The sequence below is a fragment of the Oricola indica genome, assembly GCF_965227485.1.
Classification (GTDB): domain Bacteria; phylum Pseudomonadota; class Alphaproteobacteria; order Rhizobiales; family Rhizobiaceae; genus Oricola; species Oricola indica.
The window spans coordinates 3,138,645-3,158,759 of the sequence record NZ_OZ245747.1; the positions used below are offsets into that span (position 1 = coordinate 3,138,645).

Annotated in this window: 25 protein-coding genes; 19 read left to right on the plus strand and 6 right to left on the minus strand. The window is 63.1% G+C overall.

The features are described from left to right. Window position 1: 1 nt before the first annotated feature. Entirely contained in the window at window positions 2-916 is a 915-nt protein-coding gene (locus ACQK2M_RS15745) for an AAA family ATPase (protein ID WP_425418566.1), read from the minus strand. A 140-nt stretch (window positions 917-1,056) separates the two neighbouring features. Here ACQK2M_RS15745 and ACQK2M_RS15750 point away from each other — a divergent pair, with 140 nt between their 5' ends. The 8 genes from ACQK2M_RS15750 (at window position 1,057) to ACQK2M_RS15785 (ending at window position 7,943) form a co-directional block, all read left to right on the plus strand. Continuing rightward, complete coding sequence (locus tag ACQK2M_RS15750) at window positions 1,057-2,211, plus strand: branched-chain amino acid ABC transporter substrate-binding protein (protein ID WP_425418567.1); 1,155 nt, start codon at window positions 1,057-1,059, stop codon at window positions 2,209-2,211. Then, window positions 2,208-3,221 carry a P1 family peptidase gene (locus ACQK2M_RS15755; RefSeq protein WP_425418568.1) on the plus strand — a complete coding sequence of 338 codons (1,014 nt, stop codon included), beginning with the start codon at window positions 2,208-2,210 and terminating at the stop codon, window positions 3,219-3,221. Before ACQK2M_RS15750 ends, ACQK2M_RS15755 begins: the two co-directional genes overlap by 4 nt. A gap of 110 nt (window positions 3,222-3,331) precedes the next feature. Further along, window positions 3,332-4,066, plus strand: a complete 735-nt coding sequence (locus tag ACQK2M_RS15760; protein ID WP_425418569.1) for a DUF2259 domain-containing protein — start codon at window positions 3,332-3,334, stop codon at window positions 4,064-4,066. Window positions 4,067-4,070: 4 nt separating this feature from the next. Continuing rightward, a complete protein-coding gene (locus ACQK2M_RS15765) occupies window positions 4,071-4,589 on the plus strand; it encodes a hypothetical protein (protein WP_425418570.1) in 519 nt (172 codons plus the stop codon). 64 nt (window positions 4,590-4,653) lie between these two features. Further along, on the plus strand, window positions 4,654-5,961 hold the full coding sequence (gene purB, locus ACQK2M_RS15770; RefSeq protein ID WP_425418571.1) for an adenylosuccinate lyase: 1,308 nt from the start codon (window positions 4,654-4,656) through the stop codon (window positions 5,959-5,961). A gap of 47 nt (window positions 5,962-6,008) precedes the next feature. Further along, a complete protein-coding gene (locus ACQK2M_RS15775; protein WP_425418572.1) occupies window positions 6,009-6,875 on the plus strand; it encodes an EamA family transporter in 867 nt (288 codons plus the stop codon). Between the two features lie 227 nt (window positions 6,876-7,102). Beyond that, window positions 7,103-7,327 (plus strand): hypothetical protein, encoded by a 225-nt coding sequence (locus tag ACQK2M_RS15780; protein WP_425418573.1) that lies wholly within the window; start codon window positions 7,103-7,105, stop codon window positions 7,325-7,327. Window positions 7,328-7,394: 67 nt separating this feature from the next. Continuing rightward, window positions 7,395-7,943: an RBBP9/YdeN family alpha/beta hydrolase gene (locus ACQK2M_RS15785; RefSeq protein WP_223478760.1), complete on the plus strand. Its 549-nt coding sequence runs from the start codon at window positions 7,395-7,397 to the stop codon at window positions 7,941-7,943. A gap of 10 nt (window positions 7,944-7,953) precedes the next feature. On the opposite strand, the gene ACQK2M_RS15790 is transcribed toward ACQK2M_RS15785, so the two are convergent. The 3 genes from ACQK2M_RS15790 to ACQK2M_RS15800 all read right to left on the minus strand — a co-directional run bounded on the left by ACQK2M_RS15790 (window position 7,954) and on the right by ACQK2M_RS15800 (window position 9,305). After that, window positions 7,954-8,727 (minus strand): HpcH/HpaI aldolase family protein, encoded by a 774-nt coding sequence (locus ACQK2M_RS15790; protein WP_425418574.1) that lies wholly within the window; start codon window positions 8,725-8,727, stop codon window positions 7,954-7,956. Window positions 8,728-8,740: 13 nt separating this feature from the next. Further along, window positions 8,741-9,058: a DUF1476 domain-containing protein gene (locus ACQK2M_RS15795; RefSeq protein WP_223478671.1), complete on the minus strand. Its 318-nt coding sequence runs from the start codon at window positions 9,056-9,058 to the stop codon at window positions 8,741-8,743. A 73-nt stretch (window positions 9,059-9,131) separates the two neighbouring features. Beyond that, window positions 9,132-9,305: a hypothetical protein gene (locus ACQK2M_RS15800; protein WP_425418575.1), complete on the minus strand. Its 174-nt coding sequence runs from the start codon at window positions 9,303-9,305 to the stop codon at window positions 9,132-9,134. Between ACQK2M_RS15800 and purC the strand changes: the two genes are divergently transcribed. The 4 genes from purC to ACQK2M_RS15820 are packed head-to-tail and all read left to right on the plus strand — an operon-like array spanning window position 9,304 to window position 11,412. Continuing rightward, complete coding sequence (gene purC, locus ACQK2M_RS15805) at window positions 9,304-10,068, plus strand: phosphoribosylaminoimidazolesuccinocarboxamide synthase (RefSeq protein ID WP_223478669.1); 765 nt, start codon at window positions 9,304-9,306, stop codon at window positions 10,066-10,068. The genes ACQK2M_RS15800 and purC overlap by 2 nt on opposite strands. A gap of 17 nt (window positions 10,069-10,085) precedes the next feature. Continuing rightward, the gene (gene purS / locus ACQK2M_RS15810; protein WP_425418576.1) at window positions 10,086-10,328 is read left to right on the plus strand and encodes a phosphoribosylformylglycinamidine synthase subunit PurS; all 243 of its coding nucleotides are present in this window, start codon (window positions 10,086-10,088) and stop codon (window positions 10,326-10,328) included. A gap of 2 nt (window positions 10,329-10,330) precedes the next feature. Continuing rightward, complete coding sequence (gene purQ / locus ACQK2M_RS15815) at window positions 10,331-11,011, plus strand: phosphoribosylformylglycinamidine synthase subunit PurQ (RefSeq protein ID WP_425418577.1); 681 nt, start codon at window positions 10,331-10,333, stop codon at window positions 11,009-11,011. Beyond that, the gene (locus tag ACQK2M_RS15820) at window positions 11,011-11,412 is read left to right on the plus strand and encodes a hypothetical protein (RefSeq protein WP_425418578.1); all 402 of its coding nucleotides are present in this window, start codon (window positions 11,011-11,013) and stop codon (window positions 11,410-11,412) included. Before purQ ends, ACQK2M_RS15820 begins: the two co-directional genes overlap by 1 nt. Before the next feature lie 21 nt (window positions 11,413-11,433). Here the strand turns inward: ACQK2M_RS15820 and ACQK2M_RS15825 are convergent, their stop codons facing one another. Continuing rightward, the gene (locus tag ACQK2M_RS15825) at window positions 11,434-11,688 is read right to left on the minus strand and encodes a DUF1127 domain-containing protein (RefSeq protein WP_425418579.1); all 255 of its coding nucleotides are present in this window, start codon (window positions 11,686-11,688) and stop codon (window positions 11,434-11,436) included. 83 nt (window positions 11,689-11,771) lie between these two features. Between ACQK2M_RS15825 and ACQK2M_RS15830 the strand changes: the two genes are divergently transcribed. The 7 genes from ACQK2M_RS15830 (at window position 11,772) to ACQK2M_RS15860 (ending at window position 19,250) form a co-directional block, all read left to right on the plus strand. After that, on the plus strand, window positions 11,772-13,205 hold the full coding sequence (locus ACQK2M_RS15830; RefSeq protein WP_425418580.1) for a PLP-dependent aminotransferase family protein: 1,434 nt from the start codon (window positions 11,772-11,774) through the stop codon (window positions 13,203-13,205). Between the two features lie 119 nt (window positions 13,206-13,324). Continuing rightward, on the plus strand, window positions 13,325-15,562 hold the full coding sequence (gene purL, locus ACQK2M_RS15835; RefSeq protein WP_425418581.1) for a phosphoribosylformylglycinamidine synthase subunit PurL: 2,238 nt from the start codon (window positions 13,325-13,327) through the stop codon (window positions 15,560-15,562). A 12-nt stretch (window positions 15,563-15,574) separates the two neighbouring features. Then, complete coding sequence (locus ACQK2M_RS15840; protein ID WP_223478662.1) at window positions 15,575-15,808, plus strand: BolA/IbaG family iron-sulfur metabolism protein; 234 nt, start codon at window positions 15,575-15,577, stop codon at window positions 15,806-15,808. Window positions 15,809-15,955: 147 nt separating this feature from the next. Continuing rightward, on the plus strand, window positions 15,956-16,291 hold the full coding sequence (gene grxD / locus ACQK2M_RS15845; protein WP_223478661.1) for a Grx4 family monothiol glutaredoxin: 336 nt from the start codon (window positions 15,956-15,958) through the stop codon (window positions 16,289-16,291). 23 nt (window positions 16,292-16,314) lie between these two features. Then, a complete protein-coding gene (locus tag ACQK2M_RS15850) occupies window positions 16,315-17,391 on the plus strand; it encodes a DUF2332 domain-containing protein (protein ID WP_425418582.1) in 1,077 nt (358 codons plus the stop codon). Between the two features lie 112 nt (window positions 17,392-17,503). Further along, complete coding sequence (locus ACQK2M_RS15855) at window positions 17,504-17,986, plus strand: YtoQ family protein (protein ID WP_425418583.1); 483 nt, start codon at window positions 17,504-17,506, stop codon at window positions 17,984-17,986. Window positions 17,987-17,996: 10 nt separating this feature from the next. Continuing rightward, window positions 17,997-19,250: a multidrug effflux MFS transporter gene (locus ACQK2M_RS15860; protein WP_425418584.1), complete on the plus strand. Its 1,254-nt coding sequence runs from the start codon at window positions 17,997-17,999 to the stop codon at window positions 19,248-19,250. Here ACQK2M_RS15860 and ttcA read toward each other — a convergent pair. Continuing rightward, window positions 19,244-20,107, minus strand: a complete 864-nt coding sequence (gene ttcA, locus ACQK2M_RS15865; RefSeq protein WP_425420059.1) for a tRNA 2-thiocytidine(32) synthetase TtcA — start codon at window positions 20,105-20,107, stop codon at window positions 19,244-19,246. The genes ACQK2M_RS15860 and ttcA overlap by 7 nt on opposite strands. Window positions 20,108-20,115: the final 8 nt, after the last annotated feature.

A 20,115-nucleotide genomic window follows, 5' to 3' on the forward strand; every position in this document is an offset into this window, starting at 1 on the left:
GTCACGCCGCGTCGAGATCGGCCTTGACGTCATCGAGGATGCGCTTGCCTTCGGAGCCCTGCAGCCGGGCGATATCGTCCTGGTATTTCAGGAGAACGCCGATCGTGTCGGAAATCGTCGCCGGGTCGAGGGCGACACGGTCCAGTTCCGTGAGCGCGGTCGCCCAGTCGATCGTCTCCGCGACGCCCGGCGCCTTGAACAATTCCATCTCGCGCAGCTTCTGGACATAGCCAACCACCTCTTCCGAAAGGCGGCGATTGGCCTGCGGCGCCTTGCGGGCGACGATTTCCAGTTCGCCCTCGGCGGTCGGGTAATCGACCCAGTGATAGAGGCAGCGACGCTTCAACGCGTCGTGGATTTCGCGCGTCCGGTTGGTCGTGATGATGACGGCGGGCCGCTCGGCGGCCTTGATCGTCCCGTATTCCGGTATCGTGACCTGGAAATCCGACAGAACCTCCAGAAGGAAGGCCTCGAAGGCTTCATCGGTACGGTCGAGTTCGTCGATCAGGAAGACCGGCGGCCGGCCGGGTTCGCCGGACAGGGCTTCCAGCACCGGACGGCGGATCAGGTAGTCGTCCGAAAAAATGTCCTTGTGGAGCGTCTCGCGCTTCGTCTCGCCGGACGCCTCGGCTATCCGGATGTCGATCATCTGCGCGGCGTAGTTCCATTCATACACCGCCGAGGAAATATCGAGCCCCTCATAGCACTGCAGCCGGATCAACGGCCGGTCGAGCGCCTTCGACAACACCTTGGCGATTTCCGTCTTGCCGACGCCGGCCTCGCCTTCCAGGAACAATGGGCGGCCCATCTTCAGGCTGAGATACAGCACGGTGGCCAGCGAGCGGTCCGCGACATAGTCCTCGCCATTGAGCAAGGACAGGGTTTCGTCGATCGAGGCGGGCAGTGCAATCGTCATGTCGTGGTCATTCGCTCCGAGGCAACCGGTTCCGCGGAACATAGAGACGGTGGCGTCCGTCGCCAAGGGCTGATCGGTCACGACCCGAAAGCGCCACCTTTGGCCTTGCCCTGAGGCGGCGCGGCGTGCATCAAAGTGACATGTCCAGACGCAGCCGCAATTCGACACTGAATGCTCCCCGCTTCGGCCGTTTTGGCCTTCGCGCGGCGGTTGGTGTTGCCGCCATGGTGGTGCTGTCCGCGCCCGTCGTCGCACAGGAAGGCGGCGCAATCGGCGTTTCCGCGCCGATCAGCGGCTTCTACGCCGTCGTGGGCAAGGAAATCGAGAAAGGCGCGCGGGCGGCTGTGAACCGGTTTCCGGATGCGCGTATCGAACTCCATGACGACGAATGCGAGCCGGAAGGCGGCGTGAAAACCGCCGACGAGATGATCGAATCGCGCGTGCGGATCGCCATCGGCTATCCCTGCATCGAAGCCTTCGATGCCGCCATGCCGAAACTCGCGGATGCCAATATTCCGCTGCTGCTGATCGGCGTGCAGTCCGAGGCGATTACCGTGGACCGGCGCAAGGGCAACTGGCCGGTCCTGCGCCTTGCGCCAAAGGCGTCCGACGAAGCCGACGCCATTGCCGATTATCTCAAGGAAGCGTGGCGCGGCATCAATTTCGCGATCATCGACGACGGCACGCTATACGGCCGCCAGATCGCCGAAGAGGTTCGCTTCCGGCTCGAGGAAGACAATCTGAAGCCTGTCTTTACCGACACCTACCGGCCACAACTGGAAAATCAGGTGGCGCTGGTTCGGCGGCTGCAAAAATCCGGCGCGACGCATGTCTTCGTTGGCGGCGACGCCTTCGACGCGGCCATCATCGGCGCGGATGCCGAAGCCGTCGGCGTTTCGCTGACACTTGCCGGAGGAAGCGCCTTCGTCGCCTCGCCGGACGATGCCGCGCTGGCCGACGGAACCATCCTCGGCGCACTGCCGGCCTGGTCGGGAGCGGAAGAGCTTCCCAAGGCGCTTGCCGACGCCACGGAAGGCGCGACCGTCATCGGCAACAGCTACCTCGTCCCGACCTATGCCGCGATGCAGATCGCGATGGCCGCTCTCGAAGGACTCGATGCCGACGAACCGATCTTCTTCGGCGACTTCCTCGGCCGCACCTTCGAGACGGTGCTGGGCCCCATCCGCTTCGACGGCGACGGCAATGTTTCGCGCAATCTGTTCCGGATCTTCGTGATCGAGGACGGCCGTCCCGTCGCGGTTTCCGGCGATTCCAGCACGGGCTCCATTCAGTGACCGACTGGACGCGCGGCAAACGGAACCTGATTACCGATGTGGCGGGAATTGCCGTCGGGAATGCCGACGATCCGAACCTGAAATCCGGCGTCACGGCCATTCTGTGCGAAAAACCATCGACCGCCGCCGTGCAGATCCTGGGCGGCGCGCCCGGTACGAGGGAAACAGACCTTCTCGAGCCGCACCAAACGGTCGAGACCGTCGATGCGCTCGTGCTTTCCGGCGGTTCGGCCTTCGGACTGGACGCGGCGTCCGGCGTTCAAGCGGCGCTCGTCGAGGCGGGACGCGGATTCGCCGCCGGTCCCCACCGTATCCCCATCGTGCCGGCGGCCATCCTGTTCGATCTCGCAAATGGCGGCAACAAGGACTGGGGACGCTATCCGCCCTATCGCGAATTGGGATACGACGCATTGAAAGCCGCCGATACCGAATTTGCGCTCGGCACTGCGGGCGCCGGCGCTGGCGCGCGCACGGCCGACCTGAAAGGCGGCCTCGGATCGGCGTCCGCGGTGCTGACGGGTTCCGGCGCCACGGTGGGCGCGCTTGCGGCGGCCAATCCGGTCGGTACCACCACGATCGGCGGGACACGGCATTTCTGGGCCGCGCCCTTCGAGATTGGCGACGAGTTCGGCGGTCTGGGCTTGCCGGTGCCGCTACCGGAAGGCGCCACGGAAATCCGCCTCAAGCACAGGGCCGTCAATCCCCGGGCCAACACGACCATCGCCGTCATCGCGACCGACGCGGTGCTGACCAAGGCCGAGTGCAAGCGTCTGGCGATTTCCGCCCATGACGGTTTCGCGCGCGCCATCTGGCCCTGCCACACGCCGATGGATGGCGATCTTGTCTTCGCCGTCGCGACGGGGCACAAATCGCTTCGCCCCGGGGGCGATGATTTCATCGACCTGTGCGCGGCTGCGGCCGCAACGATGTCACGGGCCATAGCGCGCGGTGTTCATGCCGCGACAGCAAGCGAAGGCGATGTCCTTCCGGTCTGGTCGGATCGTTCCTGAGCCCCGGCCTTTACCTTGTCCGCAACCTGATGTCGTCCCCGCTGGACAGCTCCGCCGCGTGGTCCCAGAATAGGAGCAAGGCAATCAAACGGGATGACAGGAGGGCGCAAATGAAGATTTGCAGTGTTCTCGGCAGTTCGGCACTCGTCATCGCGGCTGCCGTATCACGGGTTTGTGCCGGCGACGCATCGACGCTCGATATTCTCGGTTTCAGCGCCGACGGCGCGATTTTCGCATTCGAGGAATACGGACACCAGGACGGCTCCGGCTTTCCCTACGCCAACCGCTTCTACATCGACACGGCGAGCGACAGCTTCGTTTCGCCCTCACCGATCCGCGTTCGTCTGGACGACGAGACCGTCAGCGTCGATGCGGCGCGCCAGCAAGCGATGACGGCGGGACAGGGAATCGTCACCGACGCAGAACTCGCCGGCAATACGGGATACCTGGCGGGCTTCAATGCGATTACCGAGCTTTCCGCCGATCCGCACCGCATGGCGGTCAATCCGCGCCCTGTTTTCCCGGCGATCGATTCGCCGCTCGAATTCAGGATAGAGGAACTGAGCTTCGCGGCGTCCGGCACCTGTGCCGGGCTCAACGACACCACCACCGGGTTCCGCCTGCTCTCCATCGATGCCTCGCCCGGTGGTACGACAGAAATCCTTCACGAAGACAGTTCGGTGCCTTCCAGCCGTGGCTGCCCGATCGGCTACCGGATCGGCGGCGTCCAGACATTCATGCAAAACGGCCAGTCGGCGCTCGCGGTCATGATCAGCGTGATCAGCTACGGTTTCGAAGGACCGGACCACCGGTGGATGGCCGTGACAAGGCGTCCGGCAAACTGACGCCATGGAAACATCTGTCGCCCTTGCGCGCCCTGCGGTGGCGCAATCGAGCATGCTTACGCGCTTGTTGAAGGTCGCGGCCACTGCGTTGGTATGGGCCGTCCTGATGGGCCTTTCGGCGCTTGTCGGCCTGCTCTTTGAGCGCGGTCGCATTCTCGATCCGCAGGTCGTCGAGATCGCTGCCCTCTACGGCGCGGGCGGCCTCATCGGCTATCTCTTCGCGCACTTTCCCATCATGTGGCTTGTCCGGCGCAGTTCGTATCCCTGGAACCTGTTGATCGCAGCCTGTGTGCTGACCCTCTTCACGCTGGGTGCGACCGCTGGCGTGCTGGCGCTCGAATACCGGACCTATTACGCGCAGTGGCACGGCTATCCGCTGTCGATCGTCTGGTTCTACCAGCAATTCTACACCGCGCTTGGCTCGACATATCAGTTCGCGGTCCTCGGCACGCGGCTCTACTGGCCGCTCGGCCCTGTCTCCCTGGTCGCGATGAGTTGGTGGTTAACCCGAAGGGCGAGTTGAGCGCGGCGCGGCGGTCTGGTAACTGGCAGCGCATATTCTCTCATTGTCCGCAAAGGCGCCCCTCATGATTCCCCGCTACTCCCGGCCGGAAATGGTCGCGATCTGGTCGCAGGAGACCAAGTTCCGTATCTGGTTCGAAATAGAGGCGCATGCCTGCGACGCACTCGCGAAGCTGGGCGTGATCCCGGAAAGCGCGGCGAAGACCATCTGGGACAAGGGCGGGGCGGCAACCTTCGACATCGACCGTATCGACGAGATCGAGCGCGAAACCAAGCACGACGTGATCGCCTTCCTGACGCATCTGGCCGAGATCGTCGGGCCGGACGCCCGTTTCGTCCACCAGGGCATGACCTCGTCGGATGTGCTCGACACCTGCTTCAACGTGCAGCTGATGCGGGCGACGGACCTCCTCCTCGCCGACATGGACGCCCTGCTCGCCGCGCTGAAGAAGCGCGCCTTCGAGCACAAGGACACGATTACGATCGGCCGCAGCCACGGCATCCATGCCGAGCCGACCACATTCGGCGTCAAGCTCTCGCAGGCCTATGCGGAATTCTCGCGTTGCCGCGAGCGGCTCGTCCATGCGCGCGCGGAAATCGCAACCTGCGCCATTTCCGGCGCTGTCGGCACCTTCGCCAATCTCGATCCCCAGGTGGAGGAGCATGTCGCCGAGGCGATGGGACTGACCGCCGAACCCGTCTCGACGCAGGTCATCCCGCGTGACCGCCACGCGATGTTCTTCGCGACGCTCGGCGTCATCGCGTCATCGATCGAGCGCCTCTCGGTCGAGATCCGTCATCTGCAGCGCACCGAGGTGCTGGAGGCCGAGGAATATTTCTCGCCGGGCCAGAAAGGCTCGTCGGCCATGCCGCACAAGCGCAACCCCGTGCTGACCGAAAACCTCACCGGCCTCGCCCGCATGGTGCGCGCCTACGCCAATCCGGCGATGGAAAACGTGGCGCTGTGGCATGAGCGCGATATCTCGCATTCTTCGGTCGAACGCATGATCGGCCCGGACGCGACGGTGACGCTCGATTTCGCGCTGGCGCGCCTGACCGGTGTCATCGACAAGCTTGTCGTCTATCCCGACAACATGCTGGCGAACCTCAACAAATTCCGTGGCCTCGTGCATTCGCAACGCATGCTCCTCGCCCTCACCCAGGCCGGCGTGAGCCGCGAGGACGCCTATCGTCTGGTGCAGCGCAATGCCATGAAGGTCTGGGAGCAGGACAAGGATTTCCTGGAGGAGCTCCTCGCCGACGCCGATGTGCGCGCTGCCCTGCCCGAGGAAACGATCCGCGAGAAATTCGATCTCGGCTATCACACCAAGCATGTCGATACGATCTTCAGGCGGGTCTTCGGAACCGCCTGATCGACTGACTTGGCGCGCGCCGGCGCGTTCCGGCCCGGACAGATCAGATGCCCGTTGCGCATATCCTGCTCGCCATTCTGGCAAGCGCCATGTACGGCTTCGCTTTCGTCGCGATCAAGCTGGCGGTCACCGACCTGCCGCCATTGCTGGTGACGGGCTACCGTTATCTCTTCGCCGCAATCCCGCTGATCTTCTTCGTTCCGGTTCCCAAGGTGCCGCTCCGGCTTCTGGTCGCTTACGGCGTGACGCAAGGCGCGGTGATGTTCGGGCTGCTGTTTTCGGCGATCCGGCTGGGCATGCCGCCGGGCCTCGCCTCGCTGGTGGTGCAGATGCAGGTCTTCTTCACCGTGCTGTTTGCCGTCATCGTCTTTTCCGAACGGCCGCGCAGGCATGAAATCACCGGCGCGGCGGTCGCGGTCTCTGGCATCCTGCTGATCGGTTTCGCGAATGCCGAAATCACGCCGCCGGTGCCTTTCCTGATGGTCATCGCCTCGGCCGCGGCATGGGGCCTGGCGAACATCATCGCAAAAGCGGCAAAGCCAACCGCAATGCTGGGCTTCGTGGGCTGGTCGAGCCTCGCCGCACCGATTCCCCTGTTCGCGCTGTCCATGGTCTTCGAAGGCACGATGTTCGGTCTGCCCGATCATGTTCCTTCCGTCACATCGGTGCTGTCGATCGCCTTTCTCGCCTACCCGACCACCGTGTTCGCCTTCGCCGCATGGATCCATCTGCTGCGCAGCCATCCAGCTGCCACCGTGACCCCGTTCGCGCTGCTTATCCCGGTGTTCGGAATGGTCTCCACGGCGATCGTGTTCGGCGAGGCGCTGACGCCCCTGACGGCCGCGGGATCGGCACTGGTCTTCATCGGTCTCGCGGTCAACGTATTCGGGTCGCGCCTGCGGTTTTTCCGCTGACTCGCTTGAAAATGCGCCGAATTCTCCCGGATTGTGACCGGGCGTAATCTCGTTTGATCCGGACTGAAAATCTCTAACGATCTGTATTTTCTTTCATTTTCCGGCCAGACCCGAATGGAACGCGATTCCTTTCGAACCGAAACGCCATGTGAACCAATCGGCTCGGAAATCACCATTTTCGACCGCCAGATTTCTCGCATCCGCAATCGGATGAAAGGAGACCTCAAATGGTGGACTATCGCGACGACTTCGACACACGATCCGGCATGTATCCCTATCAGGAGACCGGAAAAGCCAGTTCGACCGGCCCGATGATCGCCCTGGGCGTCATCGCACTCATGATCGTCGGCATTTTCTTCATGTCTGGGGGAACCGGGAACATCGACACCGAAGTGACTGCCCCCGCCGTCACGGCCCCGGCGATCTCGGATACAGTGCCGGCGGCTCAGTAGCGCCCTGCCAAGAAAACTCTTCATGCGCCGGATTGACAAATGGCGGCGGAATGCCGACCTCCGACGCATGAAGATCAAGGACGCAGAAATCCTCATCATCCCCGGCTACACCAATTCCGGGCCCGATCATTGGCAAAGCCGGTGGCAAAGCGGCATGCCGTCCGCGCGCCGCGTCGAACAGGCCGAGTGGTCGAAACCGGTACGCGAGGACTGGATCGCGCGTGTGCGCGAGGAAATCGATCGTGCGGAAAGGCCGGTCGTTCTCGTGGCGCATTCGCTGGGAGTCGCGGCGGCCGTGCACGCGATCCGGGACGGAGCCGAGAATGTTCGCGGCGGGTTCTTTGTCGCGCCGCCCGACGTCGCCAATCCGGATGTCCGGCCGAAACACCTGATGACCTTTGGCCCCTATCCGCGCGACCCGCTTCCCTTCCCCTCTTTCGTGGTGGCGAGCCGAAACGACCCGTTCTCCAGTTACGAGGAGGCCGACGATATCGCCGATGCGTGGGGCTCGTTCCTTGTCGATGCGGGCGAATCCGGCCACATCAACGCCGAATCGGGCCACGGGCCCTGGCCTGAAGGTCTGATGGTCTTCTCGGAATTCATGAAACGGCTTTAGCGCCGCCGATTTATGCTTCGGCGGCCGCCAGGATCGCTTTCTGCCCGGCATCGAGCATCACCGTATCCAGGCCAAGCGCGATGAAACGATAGCCGAGTTCGACGTAACTTGGCGCGGCAGACGGTGACGCTGCGAAAATCGCCGCATGCTTTCCAGCGTCGCGGGCGATGCGCGCGACATTCGCCACTGCTTCCTGCATGTCTTCCGACGCCGGGTTCACCGCCGCGCCATTCGACCATGCGATCGAGAAATCCGAAGGCCCGACAAAAAGGCCATCAATCCCGTCCAGCGCGGCGATATCGGCGGCGATCGCATAGGCCTCGCGGGTCTCGATCATCGCGAAGGCCAGCGTCTTCGTGTTGGCTGTCGAGAGATAGTCGTTTCCGCCGGCCAACCCGCGCAACTTGAGCGCGCGCGTCGGCCCCCAGGACCGCCCGCCGACGGGTGGATACTTCATCGCATCGCGAAACGCCTTGGCGTCCTCGATGGAATTGATCATCGGTGCGATCACCGCATCCGCGCCCATGTCGAGCGCGCGCGACGCCATGCCGAAATCACCCTGCGCGATACGCACAACCGCCGGTTTTCCGCCGGTAATGACCGGAGACAGCCCCTTCATCACGCTTTCGACGTGGTGCGCGCCATGCTGCATGTCCAGCGTGACGGCGCCGAACGGGCCCTGCGCGAACACTTCGATGAGGCCGAGATCGGGAAGCGACGACCAGACGGTAAATACCGTCTCGCCGGCGGTCAGCCGGTCCGCGAGGGAATAGTCATGGGTCATGTCGGGCGCCGGATCAGTCGCTCTGGACCTGCTTGACCGCCTCGGCGAGCAGTTCTTCCATCGTGCGGCGGATCTGGTGGTCCGACTGATCGACGCTTGCGGCATCGAAATCACCGCGAATCTTGCGGAAGACGTCCTCGTCGCCGGCCTCTTCGAGGTCCGCGATGATCACTTCCTTCGCATAGGCTTCCGCCTCGGCTCCGCTCTTGCCGAGTTTTTCGGCCGCCCAGAGGCCGAGCAGCTTGTTGCGACGCGCCATTGCCTTGAACCGCAGTTCCTGGTCATGGGCGAACTTGTTCTCGTAAGCGTCCTCACGGTCTTTCATCGACATGGCGATCGTCTCCATTGAAAGGTCTTTACGGCGCGATTCCCGTGCCGGTCAGATGGGTGTTGGCACGTCTAAATCAAATGGCCGGCAAAATATCAACTCGATTGCGTCCGCCCATTGGTCGCATGAGGAAAATGACTGGATAGGCGAAGGCTACGTTTGTGCTGACGCGACGTTTGGAGTAAACGGCGCAAATGACATCGCGGTTCGGCCGCGGCAGCCAATTTTCAATGCAGAGCACGGATTTCATGAAACAACGCCGCCGCATCTACGAAGGCAAGGCCAAGATCCTCTACGAAGGCCCCGAGCCCGGCACCCTGGTTCAGTTTTTCAAGGACGACGCGACCGCCTTCAACAAGAAGAAGCACGACGTCATCGAGGGCAAGGGTGTCCTCAACAACCGGATCTCCGAGCATATCTTCACCAATCTGAACCGGATCGGCATTCCGACGCATTTCATCAAGCGCCTGAACATGCGCGAGCAGCTGATCCGCGAAGTCGAGATCATCCCGCTCGAGGTCGTCGTCCGCAACATCGCGGCCGGCTCCATCTCCAAGCGCCTGGGGATCGAGGAAGGCACGGTGCTGCCGCGCTCGGTCATCGAATTCTATTACAAGGCCGACGCTCTCGACGATCCGATGGTCACCGAGGAACACGTCACCGCCTTCGGCTGGGCGAGCCCGCAGGAAATCGACGACATCATGGCGCTGGCCATCCGCGTCAACGATTTCCTGACCGGCCTCTTCCTCGGCATCGGCATCCAGCTCGTCGATTTCAAGATCGAGTGCGGACGGCTCTATGAGGGCGACATGATGCGCATTGTCGTCGCCGACGAGATTTCCCCCGATTCCTGCCGGCTGTGGGACGTCAAGACCAACGAGAAGCTGGACAAGGACCGCTTCCGCCGCGACATCGGCGGGCTTGTCGAGGCCTATCAGGAAGTTGCCCGCCGGCTGGGCATCATGAACGAGACAGAACAGTCGCGCCCCAAGGGCCCAGTTCTGGTGAAATAAGCGACCCGGAAGAAAAAATGATCAAGGCACGCGTCACGGTTACATTGAAGAGCGGCGTCCTCGACCCGCAGGGAAAGGCCATCGAAGGCGCCCTGCACGCACTGGACTTCTCCGAGGTCGCCAAGGTCCGCCAGGGCAAGGTGTTCGACGTCGAACTCGAGACCTCCGACCGCGCAAAGGCCGAAGCCGACCTGAAGGCGATGTGCGAGAAGCTCCTCGCCAACACCGTGATCGAGGACTACGCGGTGGAGATCGTCTGACGATGAAAACCGCCGTCCTCCTCCTGCCCGGTCTCAATCGCGACCGCGACATGATCGCGGCGATCACGAAGATTTCCGGTACGCCGCCGGTTACGGTCTGGCAGACGGATACGGACATTCCCGATGTCGATCTGATCGTCGTTCCGGGCGGCTTTTCCTATGGCGATTACCTGCGCTGCGGCGCGATCGCGGCGCGCATGCCCGTCATGAGCGCTCTCAGGCGCAAGGCCGAGGCCGGCGTGAAGGTTCTCGGCGTCTGCAACGGATTCCAGATTCTGCTGGAGGCGGGCCTGCTGCCGGGCGCGCTGATGCGCAACGCCTCGCTGAAATTCGTCTGCCGTGAAGTGAAGCTCGAAGTAACGAATGCCGAGACCGCCTTCACGTCCGCCTATGCACAGGGCCAGGTCATCCGCTGCCCCGTCGCCCATCATGACGGCAACTATTTCGCCGACGCGGAAACGCTGAAGCGGCTGAACGGCAACGGCCAGATCGTCTTCCGCTATGCCGAAGGCACCAATCCGAACGGCTCCATCGAGGATATCGCGGGCATCGTCAACGAGGCCGGCAATGTGCTCGGCATGATGCCGCATCCCGAAAACCTGATCGAGGCCGCCCATGGCGGCTCCGACGGGCGCGGCCTGTTCGAAAGTGCGCTGGGGATTACCGGGAAGGCTGCCGCCTGATGCCCGGACGCGGCCGGGCCCATGTCGCGCTGGCCGCCAGCTTGGTACTCGCCGGCTGCACCGGCGAACGCGCGGGCGGCGTTCTGAATATCGAGATCACTGCCGACAAGTCGGTCGAGGCGCTTTCCGTGATCAACGAGAATGCGCAGAAATGCTGGTTCCGGTCAGGCGACCGGGCATTCCGCGGTCTCGCGGTCATTCCGGAACTCGACACGAGGATCGGCAACCCGCGACTGCTTGTGGTGGAGAGAGGCAAGTCGACTGGGCTGCCGAAACTCGTGATCGAGGCAAGCGGCGATCCGGTGAAGATCACCACTTTTGGCCCGCTGGCGTCCCAGCCGATTTCGGCGCGGATCAATGACGATGTCATCGCCTGGTCTGGCGGACGAAGCGCCTGCTGACCGCGGGCGCCCGTATTTCTGTTATTTGCGGTACCACCAGGACGGCCTGTCCGCTTCCCACTGAGCCTGGCTGCGCGTGATGCCGATGTCGCGCAACTGATCATCGGTGAGATCGCGCAGGTGTCGGCGAGTGTGCTGTTTCGTGTAACGCGCGCGCATGATCGCTACGAGAACCTTGAACCATTCCTGCAGAGGCACCGCGCCAATGCCGGCATATGTCCTGTAGCCGATGCGTACAGGGCCATTGTGCGGCACGATTGTATCAATTGATACCATTGTACTGACCCTTTCAGTGGGAGGTTGAAACTTTCGTTGGGGTACATTGACTCGAATTGTCTCTCAACCTATAAATTGTCACCATGACAACTTGGCTTCCAGATCTCAAAAGCGGCGACGGTCCGCTCTATGTCCGGCTCGCGGGGCGTATTGAAGACGCAATCGAGACCGGCGATCTTCCCTCCGGCGCGAAGCTGCCGCCGCAACGCAACCTCGCCTTCGACCTCGGCGTCACGGTCGGCACGGTCAGCCGCGCCTATTCCATGGTGCGCGAGCGCGGCCTCGTCTCCGGCGAAGTCGGGCGCGGCACCTATGTGCTCGAACGCCCCGACGATGAAATCCGCCCAGCCACGACAGTGCGGCATGTGCCCGCCGCGCCGACTGGCGACAGGCTCCAACTTCCGGACGCAGCAATCGCGATGACATCGACCGCGGCCGCGGATGTCGGCCAGGGCGGCCTTATCGGCGAGATCATCGGCAAGACGAGTGTCGAGAGCGGCTATGCCGGCATTGATTACATCCGGTCGATACCGCGCTCCTGGCAGGAAGCCGGCAGCCTCTGGCTCGGCCATGGCGGTTGGTCGCCCGATCCCCTGCTCGTCATTCCGACACTGGGCGTGCATGCCGGCATCATGGCCGCGATCGCCGCCATCTCGACCATCGGCGACAGGATCGCCTTCGAGGAATTGTGCTACCCCGCAACCCCGCGCGCCGTCTCCATGTCCGGCCGGCGCGTCGCGCGGCTCAAATCGACGCCCGACGGTATCGACCCGGAAGATTTCGAACATGTCTGCGCGCAACAGCACCCCAAGGCGATTGTGCTGGTAGCAACGCTGAACAATCCGACGCTCGGAACCGTTTCCGAGGAAAATCGCGTGCGCATCGTCGAGATCGCGCGCAGGTACAATGTCTGGATCATCGAGGACAACATCTATGGCGGCATGAAGGACGACGCGCCGACGCCGCTGGCTTCGATGGCGCCGGAGCGGACATTCCACCTCAACGGTCTTTCCAAATCCGTTTCGGCGGGGCTGCGCTCCGGCTGGATCTCGTGCCCGCCCGGCACGCTGACCCGGGTCGTCAATGCGCATCGCCTGCTGACGGGCGGCGCACCCTTCCTGCTCAAGGAGACGGCGGCGCGTCTGGTGCTGTCCGGCGAGGCGGCGAAAATCCGCTCGCGCGTGCGCCAGATCATCGCGCGCCGAACCCGCATGGCGGACGACTTGCTCTCCAACGCCAATCCCGATGTCGAAGTCCGCAGCGATCCGGACTGCCCGTTCATCTGGCTCACCCTGCCCGATCCATGGCTGCCGGGCACGTTCGGCAAGGCGGCGCGGGAAGTGGGTGTCGTGGTCGATGGCGCGGATGAATACAAGATCGGTGCGATCAACTATCCCTGCCCGAATATCCGCATCTCGCTGACCGGCCCGCTCAGCGACGCCAAGATGGAACGCGGGATAACCGCCCTCGCCGACCTTCTGTCCTCGCCGTCGCTGAACTTCGACTCGCTCGAATAGCGGCTCGCATCCCGCAATCCACATCTGTCCGCATCCAAAGCGGCGCGACCGCTTGTCCTGCGTGCGGGCGGAGTGATAGCACGTGCCTCAGGCCCGAACCTCGCGAGACGATCGCCCACATGACCATTCGCAACTCTGTTCCCATCACGCCCGAACTCGTTGAAGCCCACGGCATCACGCCCGACGAATACGACCGTATCGTCGAACTCACGGGACGCGAACCGACCTTTACCGAACTCGGCATCTGGTCGGCCATGTGGAACGAGCACTGTTCCTACAAATCCTCCAAGAAATGGCTGAAGACTCTGCCGACCACGGGGCCGCAGGTCATCCAGGGACCGGGCGAAAATGCCGGCGTTGTAGATATCGGTGACGGAGATTGCGTGGTCTTCAAGATGGAGAGCCACAACCACCCCTCCTATATCGAACCCTACCAGGGCGCGGCCACGGGCGTCGGCGGCATTCTGCGCGACGTGTTCACCATGGGCGCAAGGCCCGTCGCGGCGATGAACGCGCTGCGCTTCGGCGAACCGGATCACCCGAAGACGCGCCATCTCGTTTCCGGCGTCGTTTCCGGCGTTGGCGGGTACGGCAATTCCTTCGGCGTCCCGACCGTCGGCGGCGAAGTGGAATTCGATGCCCGCTACAACGGCAACATCCTCGTCAACGCCTTTGCAGCCGGCATCGCCAAGACAGACGCCATCTTCCTGTCCGAAGCAAAGGGCGTTGGCCTGCCTGTGGTCTATCTCGGCGCGAAGACCGGGCGCGACGGCGTCGGCGGCGCGACGATGGCATCCGCGGAATTCGGCGACGATATCGACCAGAAGCGCCCGACCGTGCAGGTCGGAGACCCGTTCACCGAGAAGTGCCTGCTCGAAGCCTGCCTCGAACTGATGGCCTCCGGCGCCGTCATCGCGATCCAGGACATGGGCGCGGCGGGGCTGACCTGCTCGGCCGTCGAAATGGGCGCGAAGGGCAATCTCGGCATCCAGCTCGACCTCGACAAGGTGCCGGTGCGCGAGGAGCGCATGTCGGCCTACGAGATGATGCTCTCCGAGAGCCAGGAGCGCATGCTGATGGTGCTGCGCCCCGAAAAGGAAGACGACGCCAAGGCGATCTTCCACAAATGGGGCCTCGACTTCGCGATTGTCGGCGAAACGACCGACGATCTGCGCTTCCGGATTCTCCATGAAGGCGAGGAAGTCGCCAACCTGCCGATCAAGGAACTCGGCGACGAGGCTCCTGAATACGACCGGCCGTGGATGAGCCCGGGCCTCTACCAGGAAATCGAGGCGTCGCAATTCGCCGAGCCCGAGGATTATGGCGCGGCGCTGAAGCAGATACTCGGTTCTTCCAACATGTCGTCGCGCCGCTGGGTGTGGGAGCAATACGACACGCTGATCCAGGGAAATTCGCTGCAATTGCCGGGCGGCGACGCCGGCGTCGTCCGCGTCGACGGGCACGAGACCAAGGCGCTTGCATTCTCTTCCGACGTCACGCCGCGCTATTGCGAGGCGGATGCCTATGAAGGCGGCAAGCAGGCCGTCGCCGAATGCTGGCGCAACATCACCGCCACCGGCGCAGAGCCGCTAGCCGCGACCGACAACCTCAATTTTGGCAACCCGGAACGCCCGGAGATCATGGGCCAGTTGGTGCGCGCGATCGAGGGGATCGGCGAAGCCTGTACGGCGCTCGGCTTCCCGATCGTCTCGGGCAATGTCTCGCTCTACAACGAGACCAATGGCGAGGCGATCCTGCCGACGCCGACCATCGCCGGTGTCGGCCTGCTGCCCGATTATTCGGTCATGGCGCGTATCTCCACGATGCAATCCGGCGACACCGTGTTCCTTCTCGGCGGCGACGGCACGCATCTCGGCCAGTCGGTCTTCAACCGTCTCGTCAACGACCGCAATGACGGCCCGCCGCCGCCGGTCGATCTCTATTGCGAAAAACGCAACGGCGACTTCGTGCGCTCTGCCATCCGCAACGGCCAGGTCACGGCCTGCCACGACATTTCGGACGGCGGCATGATCGTCGCGCTTGCGGAAATGTGCATGGCGTCCGGCAAGGGTGTGACGGTCGATGCCGGCGACGCCGGTCCGGCTCATGCGCTGTTGTTCGGCGAGGACCAAGGCCGCTATCTCGTGACCGTGAGCGCCGAACTCGCCCGTTTCTTCGCGCTCAACGCGGAAGGCGCGGGTGTTCCGTTCCGCGAGCTGGGCACGGTCGGCGGCGACATCCTCGCATTGACGGCGCCGGTGCCGGTCTCCATATCTGTCAATGAACTGTCCGCCATCCATGAATCGTGGTTCCCCGATTTCATGGATGCATCACACCGCGCCGAAGCCGCGGAATAGGAGACCGCACTGATGCCTATGAACGCCTCGGACATCGAGAAAATGATCAAGGCCGGAATTCCGGACGCCACAGTGACGATCCGCGATCTCGCGGGCGATGGCGATCACTATGCGGCCGAAGTCGTGTCCGAGAGTTTTCGCGGCAAGTCGCGCGTGCAGCAGCACCAGATGGTCTATCAGGCGCTCGAGGGAAACATGGGCGGTGTTCTCCATGCGCTTGCGCTGCAGACGAGTGCGCCTGAATAGGCTCGGCTGAAGCCGCTGGTTGCCGCAGCGCCGCCCGCCCGCATCGGTAAAGATGCATCCGGGTTGTGAAATAAAGCGCAGCCGCAATATATAGAACAAACCGAAAATCGACCGGATCTCGCATCCGGTGAGACAAAGGATGAGATTATGAGCGGAATCAACGACTTCATCGACCAGGAAGTCAAATCCAACGACGTCGTCCTTTTCATGAAGGGCACGCCGGGCTTCCCGCAATGCGGTTTTTCCGGACAGGTAGTCCAGATCCTCGATTACCTCGGCGTCGACTACAAGGGCATCAACGTGCTCGCGGACGACGATATTCGCCAGGGAATCAAGGATTATTCCAACTGGCCGACCATCCCGCAGCTTTACGTGAAGGGCGAATTCGTCGGCGGTTGCGACATCATCCGCGAAATGTTCCAGGCCGGTGAATTGCAGGGTCACTTCCAGGAAAAAGGCGTCGCCTCCAAGGGTGCGGCCTGACCGGAACCGGTGGGCATGGCGACATGCCTCCCATGCCGCTCCCGGAAGGGGTCGCCCATTCATTTGCGAAACAGGAAAAATCATGTGAGCGGCTCGGATCGCCGTTCACGGCAGCGCTTTGCGGGCTGATCGCGGCCAGAGGCGTACCGCGCGGCCCGGTTCATGACCGGCTCGCCGGCTGGAGCGGCAATCTCGACCATATCGGTGACGCGTTGCCGCTGCGCCTGACCGGGGCACTGCATTCTCTCGTGCTGGAAGGACGTGACCCTGAATTGGCCGCCGTCTACCCACCCGCCGAGTCGGCGAAGGATGCGCTTGCCGAAGCAGTGTTCGGCGCTGTGACACGACACGGCGAATTTTTCGCACGGTTTCTCGACAGCCCGCCGCAAACCAACGAGACCGCCCGTTCGGCCGCCCTGCTACCCGCCTTTCTTTGGCTCACGACGCGTTGCGGGCTGCCGCTCGCGGTCTCGGAGATCGGGTCGAGCGCCGGCCTGAACCAGAACTGGCACCGCTACCGCTACGACTACGGAAGCTGGACATGGGGCGATGAGCATTCGCCGGTCATGTTGCCTTGCGAATGGCGTGGCAAAAAGCCTCCTGCCCCGGTATCGGTTACTGTCGCGGAAAGTGCCGGCTGCGATATCGCACCGATCCCGATCGACCGAGAAGAGCATCGCCTTCGGCTGCGCTCCTATGTCTGGGCAGACCAGCCCGCCCGTCTCGACCGGCTGAACGGCGCGCTTCGAATCGCCAAGGATTTCCCGCCAAAGGTCGAAACAGCGGACGCCGGGCACTTCCTCGCAGGACGGTTGGATACGCCACGGACGGGACATCTCCACGTGATCTTCCACACCATCATGTGGCAGTACATGCCGGCGCCCGAACAGGCCGCGGTGGCGGCGCTCATCGAAGATGCCGGCACACGCGCAACAGCTTCCGCGCCGCTCGCATGGCTTCGCTTCGAGCCCGACGGGAAACCGGACGGCGCCGCACTTTCCGTGACGCTGTGGAACGGCGAGACCGCAGACGGCGAGACATTGCCCCTCGGCCGGGGCGACTATCACGGGCGCTGGATCGACTGGGCGCCTGCCGGCTGACGCTCTGTCCGCTGTCGCTTATTCGGAAACGATCCATCTCGGGAAATAATCGCGCCCGGCGATGGACAGGCGGATGCCATTGGCCTTATTCCACGGGCGAAGGAGCACGACGATGACCTGGACCGTCTACCTATCCGGTGAAATCCACACAGACTGGCGCGCGCAGATCGAAAAGGGCGTGAAGGATGCGGGTCTGCCCGTAACCCTGACCGGCCCGGTCACGCACCACGAGGCATCCGACGACTGCGGCGTCGCCATTCTGGGCGCCGAGCCGAACAAGTTCTGGCACGATCACAAGGGCGCCCAGGTCAACGCGATTCGCACGCGCACGCTGATCGGGAAAGCCGATGTCGTCGTCGTGCGGTTCGGCGAGAAGTACAAGCAGTGGAACGCGGCATTCGACGCTGGCTATGCGAGTGCGTTGGGCAAGCCGCTTATCGTCATGCATAAGGACGAACACGCCCATGCGCTCAAGGAAGTCGACGCCGCCGCGCTCGCGGTGACGAAGATCCCCGAACAGGTCGTCGAGATTCTCCGCTACGTCCTGAACGGCGAACTCGCCGGCTACACCGAACAGGCCGCTGCGGCGGAATAGGCACGACCCCATGCAGGAAAAATCCACCGGGCCCGTTACGGAGCAACTCGCGGACATGCGCGTGCCGCGAGTCGAATTCATCGCCATCGTCGCGGGACTGATGGCGCTCAACGCGTTGGCGATCGACATTCTGCTCCCGGCTTTTCCGAATATCGCCTCGGCCTATTCCATCGACGGCAACAGCGTTCAGTATCTGCTGCTGTCTTACGTGCTGGGTTTCGGCTCGGCGCAGTTGTTCTTCGGCCCGATCTCCGACCGATTTGGGCGGCGTATCCCGCTGTTCATCGGGCTCGCGATCTATATTGCCTGCGCGATTGCCGGGTCATTCGCGCCGACATTCGAACTCGTCCTCGTCTTTCGCTTCGTCCAGGGGCTCGGCGCGGCGGCAACGCGGGTGATCGCGCTAGCCATGGTGCGCGACACGCATTCCGGCCGGACCATGGCTTCCACCATGTCGCTTGTGATGATGGTGTTCATGGTCGTCCCGATCATCGCGCCGTTTGTCGGCCAGGGAATCATCATGATCGGCCCCTGGCAGCACATCTTCTGGTTCATGGCGCTGCTCGCAGTGGCCATGACGGTGTGGACCGCAATGCGCATGCCGGAGACGCTCAATCCGGAAAACCGCAGGGAACTCGCGGTCGGCCCGGTTCTCAGGGGCTTCCAACTCGTCGTCTCCAACCGGATTTCGCTATTCTACACGGTGGGAACGGCCTTCTTCTTCGGGTCGCTGTTCGCATTCCTGAATCTCGCGCAGCCGATTCTCGGGGAAGTCTACGGCCTTCACGCCTATTTCCCGCTGGCGATGGCGGTCGGCGCGACATTCATGTCGGCCGCATCCTTCCTCAATGCGCGGATCGTCCAACGGATCGGCATGCGCCGGCTGTCGCATGGCGCGCTCATCGCCCACCTCGTCCTGTCCACCATCGCATCCCTCTGGTTTTTCACCCACGATGTGCCGCTCTGGCTTTTCATGACCGTCCTGATCGTGATCATGCCGCTGTTCGGCCTCATCGGCGCGAATTTCAATTCCATCGCCATGGAACCGCTTGGGAAAGTCGCGGGAACGGCCTCATCGGTGCTCGGGTTCACGCAGACGGTCGGCGGAGGCCTCGCCGGCGCGGCGATCGGTCAGGCATTCGACGGGACGGCCCTGCCCCTGATCGCGGGCAGCGCCCTGATGTCGTTCATTACGCTCTTGCTGGTGCTCGTCGCGGAAAAGGGAAAGCTTTTCAGCAATCCGGGCGACGCGCCCTCTCACTGATCGTTCGACTGGCCACCGCCGTTGGTCGTCGACAGGGATGCGAAATCGAACAGCGAGCGATCCAGCAGATGGCTCGGACGGACAGTCGTCATGGCCCGGATCATCGTGTCCTTGCGGCCGGGCATGCGCTTCTCGATGTCGGCCAGCATCGCCTTCATGGCGTTGCGCTGGAGGCCGTCCTGCGATCCGCACAGATCGCACGGAATGATCGGGAATCGCATGCCGGCGGCGAATTTCTCGAGGTCCGCTTCGGCGCAGTAGGACAGCGGACGCATCACCATCACGTCGCCTTCATCGTTGAGCAGCTTCGGCGGCATGGCCGCGAGCCGGCCGCCATGGAACAGGTTCATGAAGAAGGTTTCGAGGATATCTTCCCGATGATGCCCCAGGACCAGCGCCGAGCACCCCTCCTCGCGCGCGACCCGGTAGAGATGGCCGCGGCGCAGACGGGAGCATAGCGAGCAATAGGTCCGGTTTTCCGGGATCTTGTCCGTGACGACCGAATAGGTGTCCTGATACTCGATGCGATGTTCGATCCCGTATTTCGTCAGCCAGTCGGGCAGGATGTGTTTCGGGAAACTCGGCTGGCCCTGATCGAGATTGCAGGCCAGCAGGTCGACCGGCAGAAGCCCGCGCCATTTCAGGTCGAGCAGCAGCGCGAGAAGTCCGAAGGAATCCTTGCCGCCAGAGAGACCGACGAGCCAGCGGTCGCCCGGCTTCACCATCGCGAAATCGTCCATCGCCTGGCGCATGTTGCGCAGCAGGCGTTTTCGGAGTTTGCGGAATTCGACAGACCCCGGCGTATCCGCAAAGAGCGGATGCACCGGCGCGGACGGATCGTCGGAGGTCGGTTGCATCGGCGCTG

What these genes read in the sequence shown, in the direction of transcription:
- ACQK2M_RS15745 (WP_425418566.1), bottom strand. Translation starts at nt 916, where the DNA reads ATGACGATTGCACTGCCCGCCTCGATCGACGAAACCCTGTCCTTGCTC.
- ACQK2M_RS15750 (WP_425418567.1), top strand. Translation starts at nt 1,057, where the DNA reads ATGTCCAGACGCAGCCGCAATTCGACACTGAATGCTCCCCGCTTCGGC.
- ACQK2M_RS15760 (WP_425418569.1), top strand. Translation starts at nt 3,332, where the DNA reads ATGAAGATTTGCAGTGTTCTCGGCAGTTCGGCACTCGTCATCGCGGCT.
- ACQK2M_RS15765 (WP_425418570.1), top strand. Translation starts at nt 4,071, where the DNA reads ATGGAAACATCTGTCGCCCTTGCGCGCCCTGCGGTGGCGCAATCGAGC.
- purB (WP_425418571.1), top strand. Translation starts at nt 4,654, where the DNA reads ATGATTCCCCGCTACTCCCGGCCGGAAATGGTCGCGATCTGGTCGCAG.
- ACQK2M_RS15775 (WP_425418572.1), top strand. Translation starts at nt 6,009, where the DNA reads ATGCCCGTTGCGCATATCCTGCTCGCCATTCTGGCAAGCGCCATGTAC.
- ACQK2M_RS15780 (WP_425418573.1), top strand. Translation starts at nt 7,103, where the DNA reads ATGGTGGACTATCGCGACGACTTCGACACACGATCCGGCATGTATCCC.
- ACQK2M_RS15785 (WP_223478760.1), top strand. Translation starts at nt 7,395, where the DNA reads ATGAAGATCAAGGACGCAGAAATCCTCATCATCCCCGGCTACACCAAT.
- ACQK2M_RS15790 (WP_425418574.1), bottom strand. Translation starts at nt 8,727, where the DNA reads ATGACCCATGACTATTCCCTCGCGGACCGGCTGACCGCCGGCGAGACG.
- ACQK2M_RS15795 (WP_223478671.1), bottom strand. Translation starts at nt 9,058, where the DNA reads ATGTCGATGAAAGACCGTGAGGACGCTTACGAGAACAAGTTCGCCCAT.
- purC (WP_223478669.1), top strand. Translation starts at nt 9,304, where the DNA reads ATGAAACAACGCCGCCGCATCTACGAAGGCAAGGCCAAGATCCTCTAC.
- ACQK2M_RS15800 (WP_425418575.1), bottom strand. Translation starts at nt 9,305, where the DNA reads ATGAAATCCGTGCTCTGCATTGAAAATTGGCTGCCGCGGCCGAACCGC.
- purS (WP_425418576.1), top strand. Translation starts at nt 10,086, where the DNA reads ATGATCAAGGCACGCGTCACGGTTACATTGAAGAGCGGCGTCCTCGAC.
- purQ (WP_425418577.1), top strand. Translation starts at nt 10,331, where the DNA reads ATGAAAACCGCCGTCCTCCTCCTGCCCGGTCTCAATCGCGACCGCGAC.
- ACQK2M_RS15820 (WP_425418578.1), top strand. Translation starts at nt 11,011, where the DNA reads ATGCCCGGACGCGGCCGGGCCCATGTCGCGCTGGCCGCCAGCTTGGTA.
- ACQK2M_RS15825 (WP_425418579.1), bottom strand. Translation starts at nt 11,688, where the DNA reads ATGGTATCAATTGATACAATCGTGCCGCACAATGGCCCTGTACGCATC.
- ACQK2M_RS15830 (WP_425418580.1), top strand. Translation starts at nt 11,772, where the DNA reads ATGACAACTTGGCTTCCAGATCTCAAAAGCGGCGACGGTCCGCTCTAT.
- purL (WP_425418581.1), top strand. Translation starts at nt 13,325, where the DNA reads ATGACCATTCGCAACTCTGTTCCCATCACGCCCGAACTCGTTGAAGCC.
- ACQK2M_RS15840 (WP_223478662.1), top strand. Translation starts at nt 15,575, where the DNA reads ATGCCTATGAACGCCTCGGACATCGAGAAAATGATCAAGGCCGGAATT.
- grxD (WP_223478661.1), top strand. Translation starts at nt 15,956, where the DNA reads ATGAGCGGAATCAACGACTTCATCGACCAGGAAGTCAAATCCAACGAC.
- ACQK2M_RS15850 (WP_425418582.1), top strand. Translation starts at nt 16,315, where the DNA reads ATGCCTCCCATGCCGCTCCCGGAAGGGGTCGCCCATTCATTTGCGAAA.
- ACQK2M_RS15855 (WP_425418583.1), top strand. Translation starts at nt 17,504, where the DNA reads ATGACCTGGACCGTCTACCTATCCGGTGAAATCCACACAGACTGGCGC.
- ACQK2M_RS15860 (WP_425418584.1), top strand. Translation starts at nt 17,997, where the DNA reads ATGCAGGAAAAATCCACCGGGCCCGTTACGGAGCAACTCGCGGACATG.
- ttcA (WP_425420059.1), bottom strand. Translation starts at nt 20,107, where the DNA reads ATGCAACCGACCTCCGACGATCCGTCCGCGCCGGTGCATCCGCTCTTT.